Source organism: Neobacillus bataviensis (assembly GCF_019969725.1).
The window spans coordinates 470,661-493,346 of record NZ_JAHXYW010000003.1 but is presented as its reverse complement, the minus strand read 5'-3'; the positions used below and the strand labels follow the sequence as shown (position 1 = coordinate 493,346).

The window sequence follows — 22,686 nt, the reverse complement described above, 5'->3', positions numbered from 1 at the left end:
TTTTTATATGAAATAACCTCCCCATATCAAAACGGGGAGGTTATTTCATTTTCTTTTCCAATTCTTCTAGAAGATTTCTTATAAGTTGATATGACATCACGAAAACTCAGTATTAGTTCAAACAATAAAAGAATCATAACGACCCAGACTCCTAAGTTTAAGATCGTGTCAATTACAAAAGATCCGATAAATAAATGGGTATGGATGAGGGCTGTAAATGTGTAAAACATCGCAAAGGTAAAAATCCTACTCCATTGGGTTACATCGTAAATAAATATCCCATTTTTAAATCCATAGTATTTAATCCGTCTAAAAAGCCTATAGACTTCAATGGACTCAACGGTTATGAAAATTATTAAGGCGGCTCTCCAAATCCATCTAATGGCTTCAATACTGATGATGCCAGTGACTAAACAGGCAATACCGGAAATGGATAAAGCACCATGAAGGATGCAGTTCGTATTGTTCCAATCCAATTCAATCGACCAAGCACTTTTTACGTATCTATATATAATAAAGAAAACACAAACAAGATAAAAACTAAACCCGATAATTAATAAAGATAGATTAAAGATGACCGGAAATCCTTTGAAAACGGTATTCAGTAACAGGACAATCGATTGTGTGCTTACAGTTGTTAGTAGAAGAATTCCGTGTACACTCCGATAGGATTTGGTTTGTGAAATTTCAATAAAAGTTTTTACACTTACCCAAAGATAAATGCCCCACAAGACAATATTAATATAAGCAATCATTTCGGAAATAAATCCCCAGTGGAAAAATTGTTTATAAAACAAGATGCCGCTTATCGATGTACCCGCAACCCAAGTACCAATCCCAAAACGGTTGATCCGGTTGGAATAATGAATATCTTTAAATCTACCATCCAGCAGGGCAATGACGAAAGATAAAATGAAGGCAAACCATAAAGAAAGGTTTATGATGGTTAAAATTTTCCCGAAAATATGCTGAAAAAACTGGGTCCCAAAGTAGTTAAATAGAACTCCTTGAGTAACAATCCCTATCGCCATCACAATGGCCATTGTTGAAGTTCGGATATAGATTTTTTTAAAAGTGAAAAACAAAATGATGCAAACAAAAAGAAAAATCAATATGGATAAATAAAGCATAGTTATCACCGTGGTTTTATTAGATATAAATTTATTATACCATCATTATCCTCAATGGTCGAAACTACTGGATAGAGGACTTCTATAGGAGAATTTTTTTTATAAATGTCAGTGTTTTCAACGGATGTAAGCGCATACATTGATAGTGAGCACTTGGAGGTGATACCGTTGATTCATATTTATGGAAAAGATTATATAAAGTATTTAAACGATGAAAGTTCTGGCCGAATCACTTTTGATCAATGGAAAAATAAAAACGGAAACCAGGAATCTGATAAGTGTCAATACTGTGGTAAGAGTAAAAACCGCTTTCAGCCATGTCCAAAATGCAAATTTTAAGCGGCTCAAGGCTTTTTTGGGAATAAATTCTCCAATTTAGAAACATAATAATTGTACTTCCTCCTTATTTTATTGAAAGACTGTTTGAAGTAGTTGCTTACTGCTTCTTTTTTTTGACAAAATTCCAATTTTAGAGTAGTTCTTAGGTATTAGACCAAGGTTACTAATTGCAAGTAAGTAATAGGAAATATATTGAAAAATTTAATGGAAAAACTTAGAATATAAATTGGGATAAAAGAAATAACGCTTTTATCTTAAATAAGAGGATGATTTTTTTGGAAAACAAACAAGTACAAATGGAGCTTGCCAGTTATATTGGCCGGACACTGCGTGAAAATTTTGGAAAAGGACCTGAATCGGTGTTTGTTTCCTATAATCAGTCCATTATGTCTGTTTATTTACGAAACTTTATCACTCCGTCTGAAGTTGTCCTATTAGGGCAAGATCAAGAGTCCATTGTTCAAAAAACGAGGGATATGTTAATGCAAAACCTAATTCCCGAGTTTAAGGCCTATATAAAAATATTAACAGGCATGGAAATTAAAGAATTTTACTATGATTGGAGCCTTCAAAATAAAAGCGGCGTATTCGTTGGCATTAGTTCTTCTTCTTCGGAAACGAATGAAATAAAGAGCGATGATTTCGAAGGAAGAGAAAATCTTCACAAGGAAATCAAAAGAATTAGTATTCAAGCTCAAAAGGATCCCGAAGAAGTGTTGTCCTTTCGATTAAATCAAAGAACTTTAGTCGTGATTAGAAAAGGAATTCTCGTTTCCATCGAAAGGGAATTAATTCGATTAGGAGGTTCCGAAACATTAAAATTGGCTAAACGAAATCTTGAAAAGAGATTATTACATAATAGCAATAATTTTGAAGCGATTCTCAATACAAAAGTAATTGATATCTTTGTGGATTGGGATTTCAGCCTCGATAAGAGTGCCATTGTGCTTGTCTTGTCAGCAACTTAATAGCGGCGGTAGTGGGTTAGACAATATGATTGAGCTAGACACAAGCCAGGATGAGTTTCAACCTCATCTTGGCTTTTTTTATATATAAATTTGGGGAAAGGAACTGATAGAGAGAGATGAACAGTCCTATTGAAATTATTAAAGCGGAAAAGAGACAACTATTAATAGAGTATGTAAATGAAAATTTTAGTAGAAATGAAACGCTGTTTTATGGTAATAATGATGCCATTTTGGCTTTTGATTTAGATGGCAATGTCGTCCTGGTAAATCCAGCTTTTGTGAAGTTATCCGGATATAGTACTGAAGAGTCCATCCAAATGAAGCTTCAAATGTTCTTTCGAATTGAAAGCTTAGACGAAGTTTTTCATTATTTTCATAAAGCCACTTTGGGAGAAGTACAAAACTTTGATTGTAGAATGACTGCAAAAGATGGGAAAATCATTGACTTGAATATTACGAATATTCCGATAGGTAGAAGGAATACCATTGTTGGAATACATGCGATTGCAAAGGATATCACACAATTAAAAAGGAAAAAGTCAGAGGTTAGAAAAATAGAAGAATTTCACCGTGTATTGACCGACAATGTATTAGATATGATAGTGAGCACAAGTTTGTTAGGGAAAATTCTCTACGTTTCCCCTTCTTGTGAAAATATTCTGGGGTATACTTCTGGAGAATTAATTGGAAAACATTCTTCCATATTACTTCATCAAGAAGATAAAGAGAAGGCAATTCTTGACCGTAAAGAAGTATTAAGCAGTCTTGAAAAGGGAAGAAATTCCTACCGGTTTCGGAAAAAAGATGGAAGTTTCGTTTGGATCGAATCCATTTGTAACCCAATCATTGACCCTGACACAAAAAATATTTTAGAAGTCGTTAGCGTCATTCGCGATATTACAGAAAGAAGACAAGCAGAGGAAGCACTATGGAGCCGAAAAAAAGCTTTTCGTGATTTAGTTGAACATTCCCCCGATGCCGTGATTATCGTCAAAGATGAAAAAATATTGTTTATTAATGAAACGGGTGTAGGTTTATTAGGTGCTACAACACCTGAAGATTTCATTTCGAAATCTATTCTAGAATTGATTCATCCTGCAGACCATGAGAAAGTAAAAAAACGGATTGCCAGTGTTATTGATGGAAACACAACAGAATTTAAACCATTTAATATTATTCGTTTGGATGGATCCAGCATCCAAGTGGAGATCAAAGGCATTCCAACATTTTTTCAAAATCAGCCGGCACAGCATGTTATTATTCGCGATAATACAGAAAAGAAAAAGACTCAGGAACTCTTATTAAATTCAGAAAAACTAACAATAGCTGGTCAACTGGCTGCAGGAATTGCTCATGAAGTACGAAATCCACTCACTGCAATTAAAGGGTTTTTACAATTAATGGAGAACCAATTAGAGGAAAAAACGTATTTTGACATTATTCAATCGGAGATAGACCGGATTGAATTGATTCTAAGCGAGCTATTGGTGCTGGCCAAACCACAGGATTTAAAATTTGGAATAGAGAATATGCACTCCCTAATCGAAGATGTGAAAACATTAATTGATACCCAGGCGATTATTAATAATGTCCAAATCGAAATAGTAAATGAATGCAGGGATTTGATGATTCACTGTGATAAAAATCAGTTAAAACAGGTTTTTATCAATTTTTTAAAAAATGCAATTGAAGCGATGCCCGATGGAGGCATGGTTACTATTGAAATAAAACCATATAATGAAGATAATATTAAGATTTTATTTAAGGATACAGGGGCCGGAATTCCGCACCACATTCTAAAACGGATTGGAGAGCCTTTTTACACCACAAAAGAAAACGGTACAGGCTTAGGCATTATGATATCCAAGCAAATAATTGAAAATCATAACGGCTGCGTCCATTTTTGGAGCGATGATAAAGGGACTATTATTGAAATGATTATTCCAATTAAACTGGACCAATAGAAAAATAATTTTATGGGAGGATTCCCCATGGCTGATGTTCCAAATACAACAAAGATATTGGCTCTTAAAAAAATCCTGTTAGAAGAGACAGACGAAGAACACAAATTATCAATGACGGATTTAATCGATAAACTGCAGCTTGCTATTGCCGCCAATGATCCAATTGATAAAAAAAGAATTAAACGATATATTGAATCCTTAAATGAGAGCGGATTTGAAATTCTCCATGAAGGGGAAAAGTACGGAAAAATTGTTTATAGTCATCAATCGAGGCTTTTCGAAACGTATGAGCTTAGAATGCTGGTTGATGCGATACTTTCAGCCAGTTTTGTAACAGAAGAGCAGGCTAAAAATATGATTAGCAAACTAAGCCAGCTTACGAGTAAGCATATCGCCAAAACATTGCCAAGCCCAATCAAATACAACAAATCCATGAATCATATTTATCATTTAACAAAGGTGTATATTGATAAAATCCATCAAGCCATTGATGAAAAAAGAGTGATTACATTTAAATATGGAAAATTCAATATCGACCGCACTTTTGAGCTAAATCGGAATGGACAGGAGTATATTTACCACCCATATGGCCTCATATGGGATCAAGGCTTCTATTACATGATTGGCCAAAAGGAGAATAAGGTAGGCTTAAGTAATTATCGCGTCGATAAAATGAGAGATGTTGAAGTAACGGAACTTCGCTTCAAAAGTAAGGACTATAATATCGACGGATACTTGCATATCAACTTTCATATGTTCTCCGGACAAGGGGAATGGGTAGAGATTGAGTTTAAAGATAAAAGCCTTATTAACCCCATTATCGATAAATTCGGGTTGGACGCGGATATTAAGAAGGTTGATGAGGATACCTTTATTCTAAAAACCAAAGCCATTGTCGGAGAAGGCTTTTTCAATTGGCTCCGCGGCTGGGGCAGCAAAGCAAAAATCCTATCTCCGCCGTCATTAGTAAAGCAGATGAAAGATGAAATTGAGAAAATGTATCAATTATATTCGTAAGGGTGCGCCATTTTTGGTGCACCCTTTTTTATATAATTCAGTTTGTAAGGCAATTTGATAAAAATATACGAGGGGGATTTACAGTGAAAAAGTATTTAAAGATAGCCGGTATAATACTAGGTGCGTTTGTCTTAATCTTTATTGGAGCAGGAATAGGTTCAAGCGGAGCAGAGACAACGGTTCATGATAAAAAAATGGATATTACGGCTTTGGATAAAGAAATTAGCAAGTTAAAAAAAGATGTCTCATCCTTAAAAAAAGATAGGGATGAGGCGCAAACCATAATCGATAAAAAGGATTCAGTACAAAAAGAACTGACAGAATCAGAAGCGAAACTAAAGGATATAAAAGGCACACTAGATAAGGAACTGGCTGACGGCCGTAAAGATATAGATGCTAAGCTGGCAGAAGCTAAAAATGGACTATCAGATGCAGAGGCACAGCTTAAAGATACTCAAGCCAAATTAGCCTCCGCTACAGGCCAACTGCAAAAAGCAGAAGGGGCACCAAAGAAATTAGGTTCAGGACAATATGTTGTAGGAAAGGATATCCCGGCAGGCAGATATATTGCACATGCATTAGGACGCGGCTCTAATTTCTTCGTTTATGACGGGGACAGCGGTTCTGCAAAAGTAAATACTATTCTTGGCAGTGCAGGAGGAATTGGAACTGGTGATTATACATTCTTCTGTGACGAGGGGGATATTATCGAAACTCACGAATCTGTCCAATTAACTCCTGTTAAATAATGGTTGGTGCTGGAGTTCATGGACTACTAGTGGTAGGATATTTTTGAAAGCAGACAAAACAGTAATTTTCCGTAATGGAGGTTAAAGTGTGGCTATTATTGATATTACCGTGATTCCAGTTGGGACAGGGACACCAAGTGTTAGTGAGTATGTAGCTGAAATTCAAAGAGTTCTTCGTCAGTATGAGGGGAGAATAAAGTATCAACTAACCCCGATGAGCACTTTGATAGAAGGAGATTTAAAATTATTAATTGAAGTCGTTCAGGAAATTCATGAAGTTCCATTTCAGAAAGGCTTGCAAAGAGTATGTACTAATATTCGAATTGATGATCGCCGGGACAAAGAAAATACAATGGAACGGAAGCTTCAGGCCGTACAAGCAAAATTATAAGCACTATGAACCCAAAAGGGAGAAGAGGTTATTCTTTTTTTAAGAATGCCTTTTTTTTTGTTTTTATGGTGGAAAACACGTGATATTATGTATGAGAGGAAATTAATATATAAAACTATTAATTTATTTTGGAGGCATGTATTCAATGTTGCATATACGGAACGTAAAAATAGAAGATTTACCTGAAATTAATATCATTGAAAACCTGTGCTTTCCAAAAAAAGAGGCTGCCACAAAAGAAGCGTTTCAAAAGCGTATTCAAATCATACCGGATAGTTTCTTTGTTGCTGAAAAGGATGGTTTTATTGTAGGTTTTGTCAATGGCCCCGTTATCGAATCACCATTCATTACAGATGACTTATTCAGTGAAATTCAGCCAAATCCCCCTTCTGGCGGACATCAAAGTGTTTTAGGAATAGCAGTAACACCACATTTTCAAACACGCGGCGTGGCAGCAGCGTTACTTGCGAAAATTGAAGAAGAAGCAAGAGCAAACAAACGTAAAACAATTACACTCACCTGCAAAGAAGACCTAATTGGCTTCTATGAGAAATATGGATATATCAACATGGGTGTATCTAGATCGGAACATGGTGGTGTAATCTGGTATAACATGGTTAAAAAATTAGAGTAAGTAAAAAAAAGCTGTTATGACAGCTTTTTTTATTTAAAGAAACAGTCTCTAAGACGAGACTGTCAGCAACAAAAGGGTTTAGCCCGGACATTGTTATTCAATAGTTATTTGCAACAGCGCCAGGCTTTTTTAAATATGCATAAACCAAAGAAAAGAAAAGCAAGGAATCCAATTAACCCAATTAGGATGTTTAAAATATTTCCAAGTACTCCCCCAAGACCGATTAGTCCACATACCTCAGTAATGTACCCCAATAATGCAAATAGCAGCCATACCATTCCTGTTAAAAATCCAAGGAAACATCCAAAAATGCAGTGACAATGACCATTACAATGACAATGATGACCCATGAAATTCACCCCCTGTCAATGGTTGTTCAACATTAGGATATGCATGTACTTTACAGCTTGTTTATAAAAAACATGAAAAGAGGCTCAAAGATAGGCACTAAAAATCGGATGTAATAAGAAGTCATTATATTTGAGCCAAGCTCAGCCCGGATAAATTTATATGATTTACAGGTGTGTTAACTTATATCTAATATTTAGAAAATGTCTGCCGCTATCCACCTAAATAATTTTAACACTATTGTAATATATCTAAATATTCATTATAATACTAATTGTTGATAATAATTGTTATTGTTGTCAAAAACATATTTATTTTTGAATTGAACATTATGAATCCCTAAAACATAGATAAGGGATTCAAAAGGGGAAATTTTAACGACAAGGGAATGGTGAAATTCATATAAATGGGGGAGAATTTAATGAAAAATCTATTGAAAAAGTGGAATCAAATTAGCTTGGTAAAACAAATCATTGTCGGTTTAATAATTGGCATTATCTTGGCAGCAGCAATTCCGCAAGCAGCAAAGCCTTTAGTCATTTTAGGCTCTTTGTTTGTAGGGGCCTTAAAAGGAATAGCACCTATTTTGGTACTTTTCTTGGTTATGTCGGCAATAGCTCAACATAAAAAAGGTCAGCAAACCAATATGAAGTCCATCATTTTCCTTTATCTTTTAGGAACATTTTTAGCGGGACTTTTTGCTGTTATTGTAAGCTTTATTTTTCCTGTAGGATTAACACTAGCAGAGGGCGCTGAGGATGTAACGGCTCCTGGCGGTGTTGTAGAGGTTCTCAAAACATTACTCTTGAATGTTGTCGATAACCCGGTAAAAGCTATTTACAATGCGAACTATATTGGTATTTTAGCATGGGCTGTTGTCCTTGGATTGGCTTTAAAAAATGCACCTGATTCGACAAAAACAATGATTTCTAATTTTTCTGATGCTGTATCCAAAGTAGTTACATGGGTAATTAAGCTCGCACCTTTTGGAATTATGGGCCTTGTCATTGACTCAATTACAACGAATGGCCTTGACTCTTTACTAAGCTATGGAAAATTACTGGCTGTTTTAATTGGTTGTATGTTCTTTGTAGCACTTGTAGTCAACCCAATCATTGTATTCGCAGCAATACGTCAGAACCCATATCCGCTTGTATTTAAGTGCTTAAAGGAAAGTGGAATTACAGCCTTCTTTACACGCAGCTCGGCTGCAAACATTCCCGTTAATATGAAATTATGTGAGAATCTTGGTTTAGATAAGGATACGTATTCTGTGTCTATTCCTTTAGGTGCCACCATTAATATGGCTGGTGCAGCAGTTACGATTTCCGTTTTGACACTTGCAGCGGTTCATACACTTGGTATTCATGTGGATATACCAACGGCTATTATCCTCAGCGTCCTGTCCGCGGTGTGTGCTTGCGGTGCTTCAGGGGTTGCAGGCGGTTCGTTATTACTGATTCCTTTAGCATGCAGCTTATTCGGAATTCCAGCTGATGTGGCTATGCAGGTGGTTGGTGTAGGCTTTATCATCGGAGTATTACAAGACTCCTTTGAAACAGCTTTAAACTCATCTACAGACGTACTTTTCACAGCAACTGCAGATTTCAGGAAGCAGCTTAAGGAAGGCAAAAAAATAGACATCAAAAAAGCAGCGTAACTATAAAAGCCCTCTATCATAGAATAGAGGGCTTTCTTATCACTTTTCAATAACCTCGACAGATGAAATATGCGTTGGATTGATGACGATTTTTTCTTCCCCATCCAAGTATACAAGCGTATTATTTAAGATTCTTGATCCATTGGGGGATTCAGTATAAAAAGAAGCGGTAAAGTCATTTAATGAAAAATCCTTCTCGTTAATTACATATTCTTTTCCACTATCCATCACTACTTTTATTTTCAACTCTCCCCACTCCTCACAAAATGTTGTTACTTTTCAGAATTCTACAACAATATGTGAATATCCTCTTTGAAATTGAATAATTTTATTGTTTTCATCAATTAAAAAAATTGGCAGAGTTAAATGGTGTCGCTTAGGCTCTCATTCATGTAAAATAGAAAAATGGACAAGATTAATAATGATAAATAACGAGCATGGAGGATTTAAGGTGTCTTATCAACTTAAACAGAGTTTTAAAATGTTTTCATTAAATTCAAATCGTGAATTGGCTAGTGAGATGGCTCAGCTTCTGAGTTGTGAGCTGGGGAGATGCTCCGTAAAACGATTTGCTGATGGAGAAATCCAAATAAGCATCGAGGAAAGTGTGCGGGGAAGTGACGTGTTTCTTGTACAATCCACTTCCGAGCCTAATAATGAGCATATTATGGAGCTTCTTATCATGATTGATGCCTTGAAGAGAGCTTCGACCCGAACTATTAACGTTGTTATGCCTTACTATAGCTATGCACGTCAGGATCGAAAAGCGAGATCCCGAGAGCCAATTACTGCGAAATTAATTGCCAATCTTTTAGAAACTGCCGGAGCGAACAGGGTCATTACCTTAGACTTTCATGCTGTACAAACTCAAGGATTTTTTGATATCCCGGTTGAACATCTAACAGGCATTCCAATCCTTTCCGAGTATTTTGAGAAAAAAGAATTAGATGATATCGTCATTGTGGCTCCGCATAATGGCGGAGTAGTTAGAGCGAGAAAAATGGCGACGCTGTTAAATGTTCCGCTTGCCTTAATTGATCGCAGACGGCCAGAACATGATGTGTCCGAAATCATGAACATTATTGGAAATATCGAGGGGAAAAATGCGATTATTATTGATGATTTAATTGACACAGCCGGAACCATTACTTCAGGTGCAAAGGCTTTAAAGGAGAAGGGGGCAAAAGCGGTCTTTGCTTGCTGTACTCACCCTGTTTTCTCCGGTCCGGCAATTGAGAGAATAGAAAATTCACCTATCGAGGAATTAGTGGTAACAAATACGATTGCGCTCCCAGAAGAAAAGAGGATTAGTAAAATTACTGCTTTATCCGTTGCGCCTTTGTTGGTAGAAGCGATTGACCGTGTTCACAATGAAAAAGCAGTCACACCTTTATTTGAATAAGTTTAATAATGTTTTTAGGGCGGTTCCTTTTTAGGTGACCGCTCTATTTTTTTGAAAATTTATCCATTCCTTTCAACAAATAAAATCGTAACTTGATTTTTTGTTGTTGAATATAATGGAGTTAAACAGATCTTATTGGCAGAATGAGGTGATGAAATCATTTTTTCTGTTACTGGAATGCGGGATTTCACGTTGTTTTCCATGCCCCATATTGTTACGTTAATCATCTTTTTTACTACATTTTTTGCTTTCGTGTATTACAGAAAAAAGCTTAAGCCGTACCAAGAAATGATAAAATGGACAGTATTTGCGTTGTTGCTATTTGGTGAGTTATCCATTCAATTGTATTTAATTTTAATTCATGAATATGAGCTTAGCGATCTTCCATTGCATATCTGTTCCCTAAGTACCTATCTCGCTCTGTACCTATATTTCAAAAGAAGCCAAAAAGCATTTAATTTGTTATTTTTTATAGGGTTGCTTCCACCGATATTAAGTATGATTTCACCAGATATTGTCCACCAATTTCCCCATTTCCGGTTTATAAGATATTTCCTTCGTCATTCAGCCATTCCATTAGCCGTCATGTATTTTATCCTATTTGAGGGTTACAGAGTTCCTAGAAAAGCCATTTTATCAAGCTTTTTAACTATCAACCTCATCGCCGTACCTATATTTTTCTTGAACAAATTGCTTGGTACGAACTTTTTTTTTATAGCGAATCCATCGGAAACGGAAACAATCCTAACCTATTTCGGCAGCGGGATTATGTATTATATTCATTTAGAAATTGTCGCATTTATGGTGTGTATTATCACTTATATTCCCATGGGCATTTTGCTAAAAAGGGAAAATAAGAATTTAAGAGTCAATGATAAAATGAACTAAATGAAAATATCCCTTCTTAGCCTATAGAATCAATGATTATTCTTGTGAAGGAAGGGATATTTCCATCATGGTGTCAGGCACCGTTCATGGACAATTCTCCTCGAATGTCCGTTTGGGGTGGACATTATTGGTTGCGGTTACAATGAATGGTTAGTATAATAGATTTATGCAACTTGTGGTGCTAGCTATTGTGAATTTAAGGATATTCAGAGAGGCGGAAAATGAATTGGAAACAACGAATAATGCGAAAGTAACGGTAAAAGCAACGGTCCAGGCGCCTGTAGAGAAAGTGTGGGAATATTGGACAGAACCAGTACATATTACAAAATGGAACCAAGCCTCTGATGACTGGCATACGACACATGCTGAGAATGATTTAAGGGCTGGCGGGAAGTTCTCTTCCAGAATGGAAGCGAAAGATGGCAGCTTTGGATTTGATTTTGGCGGTACTTATGATGAGGTAAAATTAAATGAGAGTATTTCCTATACTTTAGGTGATGGGAGAAAAGTCAATATCACTTTTAAAGGTCAAGGCAACGAAACCGAAATCATTGAAACCTTTGATGCCGAAACCATGAATCCAATTGAAATGCAGCAGCAGGGCTGGCAAGCCATCTTAGATAATTTTAAAAAATATGCAGAACAAACAAATATGTAAACTACAAAAGGATTAAAGGAGCTTGGTCATCCAAGCTCCTTTAAATATGATGTATTTGGTATAGTTTATTTTGGTGGATTTATTTTTTTGTACATAAAAAGGAAAGGACTTTTGCGATGAAAATTCATGGAGTTGATTATTGGGTAACAAAGCTGGGACTCGAACCTCATCCAGAAGGGGGTTTTTACAAACGTACTTATGAATCTGGGGAACAAGTTTCCGATCATGAATTAACCGTTCAATTCGAGGGGAAACGAAAGCTTTATACTAGCATTTATTTTCTTCTTACGTCTGAAAATGTGTCCCATTTTCATCGGTTGAAATCAGATGAATTGTGGTATTTTCATACAGGCAGTTCGTTGACCATCCACGTCATTCATGAAAATGGCGAATATAAAGAAATAAAATTGGGCTTGAATTTAGAGGAGGGAGAAGTCCTCCAAGCTTTGGTTCCTAAGAATTCAATCTTTGGCTCCTCAATAAAGGATAATGATGCATACTCATTGGTCGGCTGTATGGTTTCACCAGGATTTGATTTTGTGGATTTTGAACTTTTTACACAAGAGGAACTTTTGGCAAAATATCCGCAGCATCAGGAAATCATCCCAAAGCTAGCCTACAAACAGATTCCCCAAATATGATTTGACAGACTTTCACAGTAACCATTGCCAGTTGATAATAAAAAATGCCAAGCCTTTTAACAATAATAAGGGCTGGCATTTTTTCATCATCGTTAAAGGATGTTATGTTGATTGGCATAGTTCGACGAAAATTGTTAGTGTAGTTGAAGCCGGGCAAACTTTAACAAAGATTCATCGATGTAAGAGTGTATTTAAGATTTCAGGGTGTTTTATGGAAATAAGGCCAACTACCACTACTAAAATGCCAATGGTCCAAAATATCAAAGCAACTGTTCGAAAACTTGTAAGAAGAAAATCTGAAAAAATATTCGACAATGTCACTAATAAAGCTTCCCAGAATGTTTCTCCATTATCTTCTTCCATTCCCCAAAAGATCCATCCTAACAGAAGAAAGAATAACCCAAAAGCGATGAGTATGAACGCTCCCGTCACAGTTATCACCCGCCTTTTACCTATTTTATTATTCAACAGCTCGTTCGTTGAATCATAAACAGGCTAAAAGTTACGGGGATATGTCAAAAAAAGCCCGCTCCTAAAAGAAATGGAGAAGGAGTGATTATGAATTAAAACCAACGATTTCTTCTTGTCAGCGGTGCGATAAATTTTGTTATTTTAAAGGGGAGTGCGTTAGAAACTTTAAGGCCGATTGAGAGGGCATCCTTTTCAATAAGGCGTCGCTGTTTATCGCGATGTTCTTCATCAGAAGCGTTTAGAAGCAGTTCCGTATTGTACCATACATTCGATCGACTGTGAGCCATAATCAGTGAGGAGAGTGATTCATCTTTGCGGCCCATCACATAATCAATGACACGGATAAAGCGGGCATAATAATACGATAATTCATCTTGAACAAGATCCATTAAATCAGTCAGTACTTTGTTAATCCGCTCATGATCTTGGCGTCGGTGGAGCATCCTCCGAGCATCAGGCCAGGCGCTCTCTTCATTCAATATATTATACATGACCATCGGCAGGTCGCTATTTATGTGAGCATTAATGCCAAGTAATGCGTCCTGCAGGACAAAGCCTTGTTTTTTAGAAGCTTGACGGAAAGCCAGATCCCAAGCCGGAGGACAAGGAAGTCCTATTTTATATGAATTTACTGCATTGAAATAATAATGAGCAAACCCAACTAATACGCGCTCCATCCAAACAGGGTCTTCGAAAAAGTCAGATGATAGCCGTCGTTTCATTTCCTTGGTCATTAATAAATACACACGATGAAAGACAACCCGGTGGTCACCACATTTTTGAAAAATATCGAGTTCTTCAGTCATCATATCAATTACTTGATTTATAGAATCAATTGGCTTATTACTTACTAATTCCATTTAATTTCCTCCCCAAAGTACAAGACTCAAAGTATAAAAATTCTTACCTGTACCATACCTATGATGGAAAAAAGAATTTCATTAAAACATAAGATTCTGATAATTATGTTACTATTAAACTAAGAAAAGTTAGAAGGGAACTTAGTTTGTATGGAGATTAATAAAATATCGATTATTGGATTAGGTGCTTTAGGGATTTTATTTGGACATCATTTAGCCAAGAAGCTGCCTAAAGCAGATTTACGAATCATCGCAGATGAAAAGCGGATAAAGAAATATCAAGCTGAAGGGGTCTATTGCAATGGAGAGCGCTTTGATTTCACTTATCTTACTCCCGAAGAAGTAACTGAGCCAGCCGATTTACTTATTTTTACTGTTAAAAATGATGGGTTGAAAGATGCCATTCATGCCGTGAAGAATCATGTTGGTGAGGAAACCATCATTTTATCAGCTTTAAATGGGATTACAAGTGAAGCTATAATTGGCGAAGCCTATGGGATGGATAAAATTTTGTATTGTGTGGCCCAAGGGATGGATGCCGTAAAGGTAGGCAATCAACTCACTTACGATCATATGGGGATGATCTGCTTCGGAGAACGTGAACCAGATTTGAAATCTGAAAAGGTCAAGGGACTGGAAGCATTTTTTGAAAAAACATGCTTCCCATATGAGGTCGATACCAATATGGCTATTAGACAATGGGGCAAGTTTATGTTAAATGTGGGAGTTAATCAAACAGTAGCTGTTCACGAAGGCAATTACGGGACGATTCAAAGAGAAGGGCAAGCAAGAGAGATGATGATTGCAGCAATGCGAGAGGTCATTGTTTTATCTGAAAAAGAAGGAATTCATTTAACTGAAGCCGATTTAGATTATTGGTTAAGCGTTTTAGGAACACTTAGTCCTGATGGAAAACCATCCATGGCTCAAGACATTGAAGCCAGACGCCCAAGCGAAGTCGAATTATTTTCAGGAACTGTATTAAAATTAGCTGCAAAATACGGACTATCTACTCCCGTAAATAACGAATTGTATAACCGGATTAAATTAATGGAAAGTCAATTTGAAAAGAATTTCAATTAAAAGTAAACAGTATGACCCCATAGCAATGCTGCTAATGGGGTCAGTTCATTTATTCTAATTATTTTCCTTTTGGAATTGTAACATAAACTCACTGAAAGCCTGGCTTGCTTCAAATGGCACGGCATTGTAAGTCGATACGCGGCATCCACCAATAGAGCGATGGCCGTTAACTCCGACAAATCCTTCTTGTTTTGCCTGAGCTAAGAAACGCTTTTCTAATTCTTCGGTTTTTAAATTAAATGTTATGTTCATGAGAGAACGGCTGTCTTTTTCAGCATGGCCAATATAAAAACCATCACTTAAGTCGATTGCATCATAAATTAGATTCGCTTTTTTGTCATTCAGTTCAGAAATAGCCTTTAATCCGCCTAACTCCCGAGCCCAGTTTAGGACTTCTCCAAGCATGTAAATGCCAAAGGTTGGCGGTGTGTTATACAAGGAATTGTTCTTTGCATGTGTACCGTACTTTAACATGGTTGGGATGTTTGTGTTTGCTTGAGCAAGCAAATCCTTGCGAATAATGACCACGGTCACACCAGACGGGCCTAAGTTTTTCTGTGCACCAGCATAAATAAGGGCAAACTTGCTGACATCGATCGGCTTTGAAAGAATATCACTAGACATGTCTGCGATTAATGGAACTTCTCCTGTTGTTGGATATTCCTTCCATTGTGTGCCGTAAATAGTATTGTTAGATGTTATATGCAAATAAGCATCGTCATGTTTATACTGCAATTCTTCAACCTTTGGAATGCTTCGGTAGTTGCCTTCTTTCGTTGAAGCTGCATGGTAAACTTCACCAAATAATTTAGCCTCTGTGAATGCTTTCTCAGACCACGAACCTGTCATGACATATGCGGCTTGTTTTCCTGCTGATAAAAAATTCATAGGAATCATTGAAAATTGAAGGCTCGCTCCTCCTTGCAGGAAAAGTACTTCATAATTGTCGGGAATCGATAATAACTCTCGTAAACTGTTGATTGCCTGATTATGTACCTCCTCATAAGGTTTACTGCGGTGGCTAAGTTCCATTACAGACATTCCAGTTCCTCTAAAATCAATCAATTCCTGTTGAGCTTTTTCTAAAACGGAAATTGGCAGAGCGGATGGACCTGCATTAAAATTATAAGTTCGATTAACTTGTAGTTTCATTTTTCTCACTCCAATTTTTAATTTACTTGAATATAACATGTTTTTCGAATTTTATGTTTTTTAAAGTGAAAATTTTTGAAAAAAATTTTGAATTTTTTTTAAATGGTTAATTAAGACTTTAATATTATGGCTAAAAAAGTCACAAAGTTGAAGCCAAACCATTAGATAAATTAAAATATTTTTATAAAACGGGAAATTTATTAAGAGTACTTGCCCCAATATTTGATTTTTTAGGGAGAGATGAGCAATGAGTGATTTTAATCTTCAATTTCGGAACAGAATCGGTTTGCCAGAGAAGGAAGTCATTACTTTTGAAAAATTGGATCTTGTCTTAGACAAGACTGCTAAATCAATCCCTTTTGAAAATTTGTGTATCATCGGGAAAAAGACAACTGAAATTACAAGAGAGAATTTAATAAGCAAAATAATCGATAAAAACGAAGGCGGGCTTTGCTATGACCTAAATTCCATCCTTTACTTATTTTTAGTTGAAAATGGTTTTAAGGCAAACATTGTTCGTGGAGTGGTATATGACCAAATTGGTCAGAGATGGAATACATTTGGGAGGACACACGTGGCCGTTGTCATCACCCACAATGGGGAACAATATCTAATTGATACTGGTTTTGGAGGCAATTTACCGTTAAAACCTGTACCATTCACGGGTGAGGTTGTCACCTCTGGTAATGGCGAATTTAGAATTGAGAGATTTAATAATGATCACGGAGATTATGTTTTATTTATGAAATTAAAGCATAAAGACAAAGATTGGAAATTAGGATATACTTTTGATTCCAAGAATATAATTAAAGATATATCTAATTTAAATGAGGTACAAAAAATCATCATAGAGCACCCGGAATCCCCTTTTAACAAGAAGCCATTAATTACAAGGATAACGGATAGAGGGAATATGATTTTAACGGATACTTCTTTTACCGAATGGGATGATGGTAAAGTTACTAAACAGGAAATTGATAAAAATAGATTCAAAGAATTAGTTAAGGACCGTTTTGGGATTCAATCATAAGTAAAGCCAGCTTGTATGAACTCGCTGGCTTTAATAACATATAACTTATCTTTTTTTGTTTTTGACTTCTTTTGCAGCGGGTTGATTTTTAACCACAACTTTTTCAAATTCTACGTATACATGAATGACTCTTTCATCAATTTTCTTAATGTCGACAACTTTTCCTTTTTTTCCTTTTATTTTTATCGGCTCATCGACCGAAGGAATAGTTGATCGCAGCTGACTTAAAACGATAGATTTATTTTCTAAAAAATGAATAACAACCACCTTTGAACTCTCCTTTATTATTCGGATTTTTTATAGGAAATTAACTTCTCCTTATAAATATTGAATAAGAAGGAGATTTAGACCAACCTATAACCGTTTTAATTAATAGATATTTTGTGGTCTTGAAAAGGAGGGAACAGTAAAAATGGTCACGAAAAAAAATCGTGACCAGAAATAGTTTTTTATATTTATCCTAAATTAGGAGTTTTTAAATGGACACAATAATAAAATGGAATTCGAAGCATAAAGAAAGAATAGAACAGCTGAAGGGGCCTGCTCCTAATCCAAGATTAAAGAACATGTCTCCCTATCTTTCAGGAGGCACTGCACTTGATATGGCTTGTGGTTTAGGTGGTAACAGTTTCTTCCTAGCGCAAATGAATTATTGCGTTGCGGCAATGGATATTTCGGATGTCGCTATCAACTATATTCAAGATTATTCTGTAAAAAATAATCTTAAGTTGCAGTCCCAGGTGACCGATCTAACGAATTTGAATAATTTAAATTGGCCTAACAGCCCTTATGATTTAATAGTTATTTCTTATTACCTAGATCGCTCCTTATTCCCCATTGTTAAGAACCTCATAAGAGAAGGTGGATATTTCTTTATGGAAACCTTTTATCAGTCTCCTCTGGATGAAAATCAGGGAGTATCCAATCAATATAAGCTTAAATCAAAAGAATTGTTAGCAGAATTTGGCGATTGGAAGGTAGTCTTTTTTGAAGAAAATGAAAAAGAGGGACGACAGACAATATTCTGTAAAAAATATTAAATACATTTTTCCGTTGGAACATAAACATGTGACCGTCTGTGTTCACTGGTTTTGAAAGATATTAATGCTTTAAAAATAATCATTAAGTCATCGAATGATGGCTTTTTTTAATTTAAAATACATGATAGTATCGAATATAAATCCGTTGAAACATCTGTGTGGGGGAACAGTTTATGGTGAGTGTTAAAACAGTAATAATCGATGGTGAAAGTATTCATGTGTTTAAAAGTGCCATTTATCTTTTTGAATCAAGCACAGGAATCACTTTAGAGTTAGATCTGATTGTCAGTGAGGTTACTGTGAAAAAATATAAAAAGTTAGAGAACCTTATTATTGAAATAGAGTTGGAGGATGGAAGAATCATAAATTCCATTATGCATGTAAAAGTCTTTTCAGGAGGTCTGCCGCAGCTTAATTTATTTTGTGAGCTCGATGACATTCATGAATATGAAGATTTCAATAAGGTGAACGAAAATGATGCTTGGTTTCCAAATATCGAAGAAGGAATCACGTTAGAGGAAATCAGGAAAGTTGAAATGCCGATTGAAGAAGTTAGTTTAAAATTAAAGCTCCCAATCGATCAAGTGGAATGGTTGAAAAGTCAAAAAAAGGGAGCTTTAAATGAAATGTTTAAAGAATGGATTGAAAAATATAGAAATGTAAACAAAAGCTGAAGCCCGGTTAGACTTCAGCTTTTATTAATAGAATTATAGATAAGGACTTTCGTGCTTAGCTTTGAGCCTCATCCAGCGGCGCTCGACCTCATCATCAAACATTTGCAGCATGTCTTTGCTGTCCTCTGATAACATATGTTTCGTTTTTCCCATCAGCTTCAACCATTCGGTAACATTTAACCGTTTATTTTTAGCCTCAGGGTCATAAGTGATGGTTGTAATTCCTCGTTCTACTTCATAGAGAGGGAAGAAACAGGAATTCACGGCAGCCTCCACGATTGTCTGGCCTAATTCGTCCTTAGACTTCCAATTCAATGGGCAGGTTATTAATATTTTGCCGTAAACCAATCCTTCATTTTGGGCATACCACTGAGCCTTTGCGGCTTTCATTAATAGGTCGCGGTCAAACGCTTCAGTTCCGGTAAATACATATGGAATATGAGTGGCGGCCATAATTTGGGCGGTATCTTTATGATGGAACGGCTTGCCTTTTTGGAACGTGCCTACACTTGAGGTACTTGTCATATGCCCCATTGGAGTCGAGTAGGATAGCTGGCTGCCTGTGTTCATGTAGCCTTCATTATCATATTCAAGGATGATCATTTTATGGTTTCTTAGGGCTGTACCAATGGCAGGGCCCATGCCAATATCCATTCCACCGTCACCAGTAACCATTACAAAGGTAAAGTCATCACTCAGGCCGAGTTCAGCAAATTCACCGCGCCTTTTTCGTTCATGAAACATTTCCACAAGACCAGAAAGAGTTGCAGAACCATTTTGGAATAAATTATGGATGTAAGTCGCTTTATGAGAACTATAAGGAAAACCAGTCGTTACGACCATGGCACATCCGGTATGGAATAAGGCTACAATATCTCCTTCAATCCCTTTGAAAAATAGCTCTAACCCAGAGAAAATTCCGCAGCCAGGGCACGCTCCATGTCCAGAAGCCAATCGTTTTGGTTTTTTTGTTAGGCTGCGCATCGGCGGAATTTTCACTTTAAGTTCTCCGGTAGTTTCATCAGGAGTAACGATAATTAAACCAGTATTCAAATCTTCTTTTTTCATTGGATTTAATACTCGTTTCGGTGCAAATTCAGGGGCTCCCGGATTGTGCCCAAAATAGTCAAAACTCTTTTCCACATGTCCTTTATGAGCAGCGTCCAGAGCTAAATGGAAAAACTGTTCAGCGTCATCGGCATAAAAATCTTTGCCGCCTAATCCGTAAACACGGTTAACTACTTTTGTATGAGCATTTCCAACTGTTTGCAGGGCAGCTCTTAATTCCAATGCCATATTTCCACCGTGTGCTCCGTAGGAGTCTGCACGGTCTCCTACTGTTACCGCTTTCACATTTTTCAATGCTTCTGCCAATTTCTTTTGCGGAAAAGGACGAATCATATTAGGGGAGATGACCCCTGCTTTGATACCTTGTAGACGAAGCTTGTCGGCTACATCTTTACAAACCTCGGCAGCTGAATTTAACATAAATACAGCTACTTCAGCATCCTCCATGCGATATAAATCAAGTACTGGATATTCCCGCCCTGTTAATTGCGCATATTCTTTTGAAATGACTTCAAAGACATGTTCCGCATTATACATCGCTTCAGATTGTTGAAAACAATTATTAATATAGTCCGGTTCATTCATATATGGACCGATGGTCACCGGATTTTCCCGATCTAATGCATGAGGGAAGTTCCTTGGAGGCTCACCGATAAATTTCTGGACATCCGCTCTATTTTTTACAACTTGGACCCGCCGTTTTTGATGGGAGGTGAAATAACCGTCGAAAGAAACGATGACAGGCAGTCTGACTTCAGCATCTTCAGCTAGTTTAATGGCGATAATGTTCATATCATAAACAATTTGTGGATCACGGGCCATCAAGATGGGCCAGCCGGTATTCAAAGCAAAATATAAATCAGAATGATCTCCATGAATATTTAACGGTCCGGAAACTGAGCGGTTGACTAAATTCAACACCATTGGAAAACGGGTTCCGGACTGAACAGGCAGCTGCTCTAACATATATAGAAATCCATTGGCACTTGTTGCGTTAAAAACTCGACCCCCTCCAGTTGAAGCTCCGTAACAGATTCCGGCTGAGCCGTGTTCTCCATCAGCAGGAATCAACACGATATCATGTTCCCCTTTTGCTTTCATCCCATCAAGGAACTGGGCAACCTCAGTGGAAGGAGAGATTGGATAGTATCCCATCACATGATAGTTAATTTGGTGGGCTGCATAGGCGGCCATTTCATTGCCTGATTCAAAAACAACACTTTGTTCAACTGTCCCTTTTGGAACAGGTAAATTTTCTTGGTTTACTTCAATGGACATGAAAATCCCGCCCTTTCCTTAATTTCGAATCGCCAAATCAAACAAATGCGGTACACGGTTCTTATCAGCATAACCGTCATTATATTCCCTTTCTCCTGTAAGTGCTTCAACAGGACAAGCATGTACGCATTTCAAACAACCCTTGCAATATTGGTAGTCAATCCCTTGAAGGAACATTTGGGCGCGGCCTCGTTTATCTTCCTTTTCTTCCCAAACAAAGCAAAAGTCGGGGCAGGCCGTATCGCATGCTGCGCAATTAATGCATTTTTCTTCATGAAAGTGCGGGAGCATTCCGGCACGTGATATGCTTAAATCCTTTAAAATACTGTTTCCTGGATTTGTAATCATCCCGCCAATGGCCTGAGTCTTATATCCGAGGAGCGGTACTGGTCTTTTAAATGGTTTTGGTTCTTCCCTTTCATCAAGTTCATAGGTTCTAAATTCGACTTCATTATACCCTCTGTTAAAGGTGAGGATATTTGGTTCGACTAAGTGAGGATACTTCTTCTCGAATGTTCGCCGAATGGTCTGTCTCATGGACTCTGGGTCTAAGAAATCCAGAATCCGGTAAAGCGCACCGAGCATGGCAGTGTTCGCTTTTGTTTGTTCCTCCAAAGCGATTCCTGTAGCATCTATAATGGCAATGGTTCCACCAGATATTTTCATTAGCTTTTTTAGTTCGTCAGGGGATTTTTGAGAATTCACTAAGATGGTGCTGTCGGGATAGATCCCGCTTGTGCAATCGATGGTTTTAAAAAGGGCATCATGGAAAATGCCAACAACATGAGGTCGTTCTATGGGAGTGGTGTCACGAATATTGGTATCAGGGTCACAAAAACGAATGTGCGCTTTGACAGGGGAGCCTTTTTTCTCAGATCCGTATGATGAAAAACCGACTCCATTCAGTCCGTTTCCAACAACGCCGTCCTCGGATAGCATTTTTCCCGCCAAATTAGCTCCTAAGCCTCCAATGGATTCGAGGCGGATTTCAAAGAAGCCTAATTCATTGATTTTCGGCAATTTTGACAATAGTATTCCTCCCATCTGTATAAACCGAATTAACAATTAGAATTTTAAAAATTTTCAATAAATTACATCTTTTATTGTAACAGGTTATAAAAACAGATACAACAGTTTTTTATAATAGAAAAATTGCATGGTGTAATAATGGTGATTTTGTTGGGGTTATAAGTATTTAGTAAAGATTTGGTCACATAAATATGTTTGACTTGATATAGTAC

24 protein-coding genes are annotated in these 22,686 nt (G+C 36.9%); 16 read left to right on the top strand and 8 right to left on the bottom strand.

The window, feature by feature from the left end; all coding sequences use genetic code 11:
* Positions 1-26: 26 nt before the first annotated feature.
* Positions 27-1,130: a hypothetical protein gene (locus tag LC455_RS10820; protein WP_223590720.1), complete on the bottom strand. Its 1,104-nt coding sequence runs from the start codon at positions 1,128-1,130 to the stop codon at positions 27-29.
* Positions 1,131-1,744: 614 nt separating this feature from the next.
* On the opposite strand from LC455_RS10820, the gene LC455_RS10815 reads away from it, so the two are divergent.
* The 6 genes from LC455_RS10815 (at position 1,745) to LC455_RS10790 (ending at position 7,192) form a co-directional block, all read left to right on the top strand.
* On the top strand, positions 1,745-2,437 hold the full coding sequence (locus LC455_RS10815; RefSeq protein ID WP_223590718.1) for a Na-translocating system protein MpsC family protein: 693 nt from the start codon (positions 1,745-1,747) through the stop codon (positions 2,435-2,437).
* A gap of 116 nt (positions 2,438-2,553) precedes the next feature.
* Positions 2,554-4,401, top strand: coding sequence for a PAS domain S-box protein (locus LC455_RS10810; RefSeq protein ID WP_223590716.1), 1,848 nt, complete (start codon positions 2,554-2,556; stop codon positions 4,399-4,401).
* A 27-nt stretch (positions 4,402-4,428) separates the two neighbouring features.
* Positions 4,429-5,418, top strand: a complete 990-nt coding sequence (locus LC455_RS10805) for a helix-turn-helix transcriptional regulator (RefSeq protein WP_223590714.1) — start codon at positions 4,429-4,431, stop codon at positions 5,416-5,418.
* Positions 5,419-5,501: 83 nt separating this feature from the next.
* Positions 5,502-6,167, top strand: coding sequence for a hypothetical protein (locus LC455_RS10800; protein ID WP_223590713.1), 666 nt, complete (start codon positions 5,502-5,504; stop codon positions 6,165-6,167).
* A gap of 88 nt (positions 6,168-6,255) precedes the next feature.
* The gene (locus LC455_RS10795; protein ID WP_223590711.1) at positions 6,256-6,558 is read left to right on the top strand and encodes an MTH1187 family thiamine-binding protein; all 303 of its coding nucleotides are present in this window, start codon (positions 6,256-6,258) and stop codon (positions 6,556-6,558) included.
* Between the two features lie 145 nt (positions 6,559-6,703).
* The gene (locus LC455_RS10790; protein WP_223590709.1) at positions 6,704-7,192 is read left to right on the top strand and encodes a GNAT family N-acetyltransferase; all 489 of its coding nucleotides are present in this window, start codon (positions 6,704-6,706) and stop codon (positions 7,190-7,192) included.
* Between the two features lie 104 nt (positions 7,193-7,296).
* On the opposite strand, the gene LC455_RS10785 is transcribed toward LC455_RS10790, so the two are convergent.
* A complete protein-coding gene (locus LC455_RS10785; RefSeq protein ID WP_223590707.1) occupies positions 7,297-7,542 on the bottom strand; it encodes an ABC transporter in 246 nt (81 codons plus the stop codon).
* Positions 7,543-7,961: 419 nt separating this feature from the next.
* Here LC455_RS10785 and sstT point away from each other — a divergent pair, with 419 nt between their 5' ends.
* The gene (gene sstT, locus LC455_RS10780) at positions 7,962-9,200 is read left to right on the top strand and encodes a serine/threonine transporter SstT (protein ID WP_223590706.1); all 1,239 of its coding nucleotides are present in this window, start codon (positions 7,962-7,964) and stop codon (positions 9,198-9,200) included.
* Positions 9,201-9,239: 39 nt separating this feature from the next.
* Here sstT and LC455_RS10775 read toward each other — a convergent pair whose 3' ends face one another.
* Positions 9,240-9,446, bottom strand: coding sequence for a hypothetical protein (locus LC455_RS10775; protein ID WP_223590704.1), 207 nt, complete (start codon positions 9,444-9,446; stop codon positions 9,240-9,242).
* 205 nt (positions 9,447-9,651) lie between these two features.
* Between LC455_RS10775 and LC455_RS10770 the strand changes: the two genes are divergently transcribed.
* From LC455_RS10770 to LC455_RS10750, 5 genes are all read left to right on the top strand, one after another.
* Positions 9,652-10,602 (top strand): ribose-phosphate diphosphokinase, encoded by a 951-nt coding sequence (locus LC455_RS10770; protein WP_223590702.1) that lies wholly within the window; start codon positions 9,652-9,654, stop codon positions 10,600-10,602.
* 177 nt (positions 10,603-10,779) lie between these two features.
* Complete coding sequence (locus tag LC455_RS10765) at positions 10,780-11,490, top strand: YwaF family protein (protein ID WP_223590701.1); 711 nt, start codon at positions 10,780-10,782, stop codon at positions 11,488-11,490.
* Between the two features lie 226 nt (positions 11,491-11,716).
* Entirely contained in the window at positions 11,717-12,148 is a 432-nt protein-coding gene (locus LC455_RS10760) for an SRPBCC family protein (RefSeq protein ID WP_223590699.1), read from the top strand.
* A gap of 116 nt (positions 12,149-12,264) precedes the next feature.
* Positions 12,265-12,789 carry a cupin domain-containing protein gene (locus tag LC455_RS10755; RefSeq protein ID WP_223590697.1) on the top strand — a complete coding sequence of 175 codons (525 nt, stop codon included), beginning with the start codon at positions 12,265-12,267 and terminating at the stop codon, positions 12,787-12,789.
* 211 nt (positions 12,790-13,000) lie between these two features.
* Complete coding sequence (locus tag LC455_RS10750) at positions 13,001-13,279, top strand: hypothetical protein (RefSeq protein WP_223590694.1); 279 nt, start codon at positions 13,001-13,003, stop codon at positions 13,277-13,279.
* A gap of 73 nt (positions 13,280-13,352) precedes the next feature.
* On the opposite strand, the gene LC455_RS10745 is transcribed toward LC455_RS10750, so the two are convergent.
* Positions 13,353-14,120, bottom strand: coding sequence for a DUF5995 family protein (locus tag LC455_RS10745; protein WP_223590692.1), 768 nt, complete (start codon positions 14,118-14,120; stop codon positions 13,353-13,355).
* A 150-nt stretch (positions 14,121-14,270) separates the two neighbouring features.
* On the opposite strand from LC455_RS10745, the gene LC455_RS10740 reads away from it, so the two are divergent.
* Complete coding sequence (locus LC455_RS10740) at positions 14,271-15,203, top strand: ketopantoate reductase family protein (RefSeq protein ID WP_223590689.1); 933 nt, start codon at positions 14,271-14,273, stop codon at positions 15,201-15,203.
* A 54-nt stretch (positions 15,204-15,257) separates the two neighbouring features.
* Here the strand turns inward: LC455_RS10740 and serC are convergent, their stop codons facing one another.
* Positions 15,258-16,355: a 3-phosphoserine/phosphohydroxythreonine transaminase gene (gene serC / locus LC455_RS10735; protein ID WP_223590687.1), complete on the bottom strand. Its 1,098-nt coding sequence runs from the start codon at positions 16,353-16,355 to the stop codon at positions 15,258-15,260.
* Between the two features lie 247 nt (positions 16,356-16,602).
* Here serC and LC455_RS10730 point away from each other — a divergent pair, with 247 nt between their 5' ends.
* Positions 16,603-17,385: an arylamine N-acetyltransferase family protein gene (locus LC455_RS10730; RefSeq protein WP_223590684.1), complete on the top strand. Its 783-nt coding sequence runs from the start codon at positions 16,603-16,605 to the stop codon at positions 17,383-17,385.
* A 45-nt stretch (positions 17,386-17,430) separates the two neighbouring features.
* On the opposite strand, the gene LC455_RS10725 is transcribed toward LC455_RS10730, so the two are convergent.
* Positions 17,431-17,652: a hypothetical protein gene (locus tag LC455_RS10725; RefSeq protein WP_223590681.1), complete on the bottom strand. Its 222-nt coding sequence runs from the start codon at positions 17,650-17,652 to the stop codon at positions 17,431-17,433.
* A 212-nt stretch (positions 17,653-17,864) separates the two neighbouring features.
* On the opposite strand from LC455_RS10725, the gene LC455_RS10720 reads away from it, so the two are divergent.
* Both LC455_RS10720 and LC455_RS10715 read left to right on the top strand, forming a co-directional pair.
* Complete coding sequence (locus LC455_RS10720; RefSeq protein ID WP_223590680.1) at positions 17,865-18,425, top strand: methyltransferase domain-containing protein; 561 nt, start codon at positions 17,865-17,867, stop codon at positions 18,423-18,425.
* Between the two features lie 173 nt (positions 18,426-18,598).
* Positions 18,599-19,099 (top strand): hypothetical protein, encoded by a 501-nt coding sequence (locus LC455_RS10715; RefSeq protein ID WP_223590678.1) that lies wholly within the window; start codon positions 18,599-18,601, stop codon positions 19,097-19,099.
* 33 nt (positions 19,100-19,132) lie between these two features.
* On the opposite strand, the gene LC455_RS10710 is transcribed toward LC455_RS10715, so the two are convergent.
* Together LC455_RS10710 and LC455_RS10705 are read right to left on the bottom strand one after the other, a co-directional pair.
* Positions 19,133-21,445 (bottom strand): thiamine pyrophosphate-dependent enzyme, encoded by a 2,313-nt coding sequence (locus tag LC455_RS10710; RefSeq protein WP_223590676.1) that lies wholly within the window; start codon positions 21,443-21,445, stop codon positions 19,133-19,135.
* An 18-nt stretch (positions 21,446-21,463) separates the two neighbouring features.
* Complete coding sequence (locus LC455_RS10705; protein WP_223590674.1) at positions 21,464-22,474, bottom strand: 2-oxoacid:acceptor oxidoreductase family protein; 1,011 nt, start codon at positions 22,472-22,474, stop codon at positions 21,464-21,466.
* Positions 22,475-22,686: the final 212 nt, after the last annotated feature.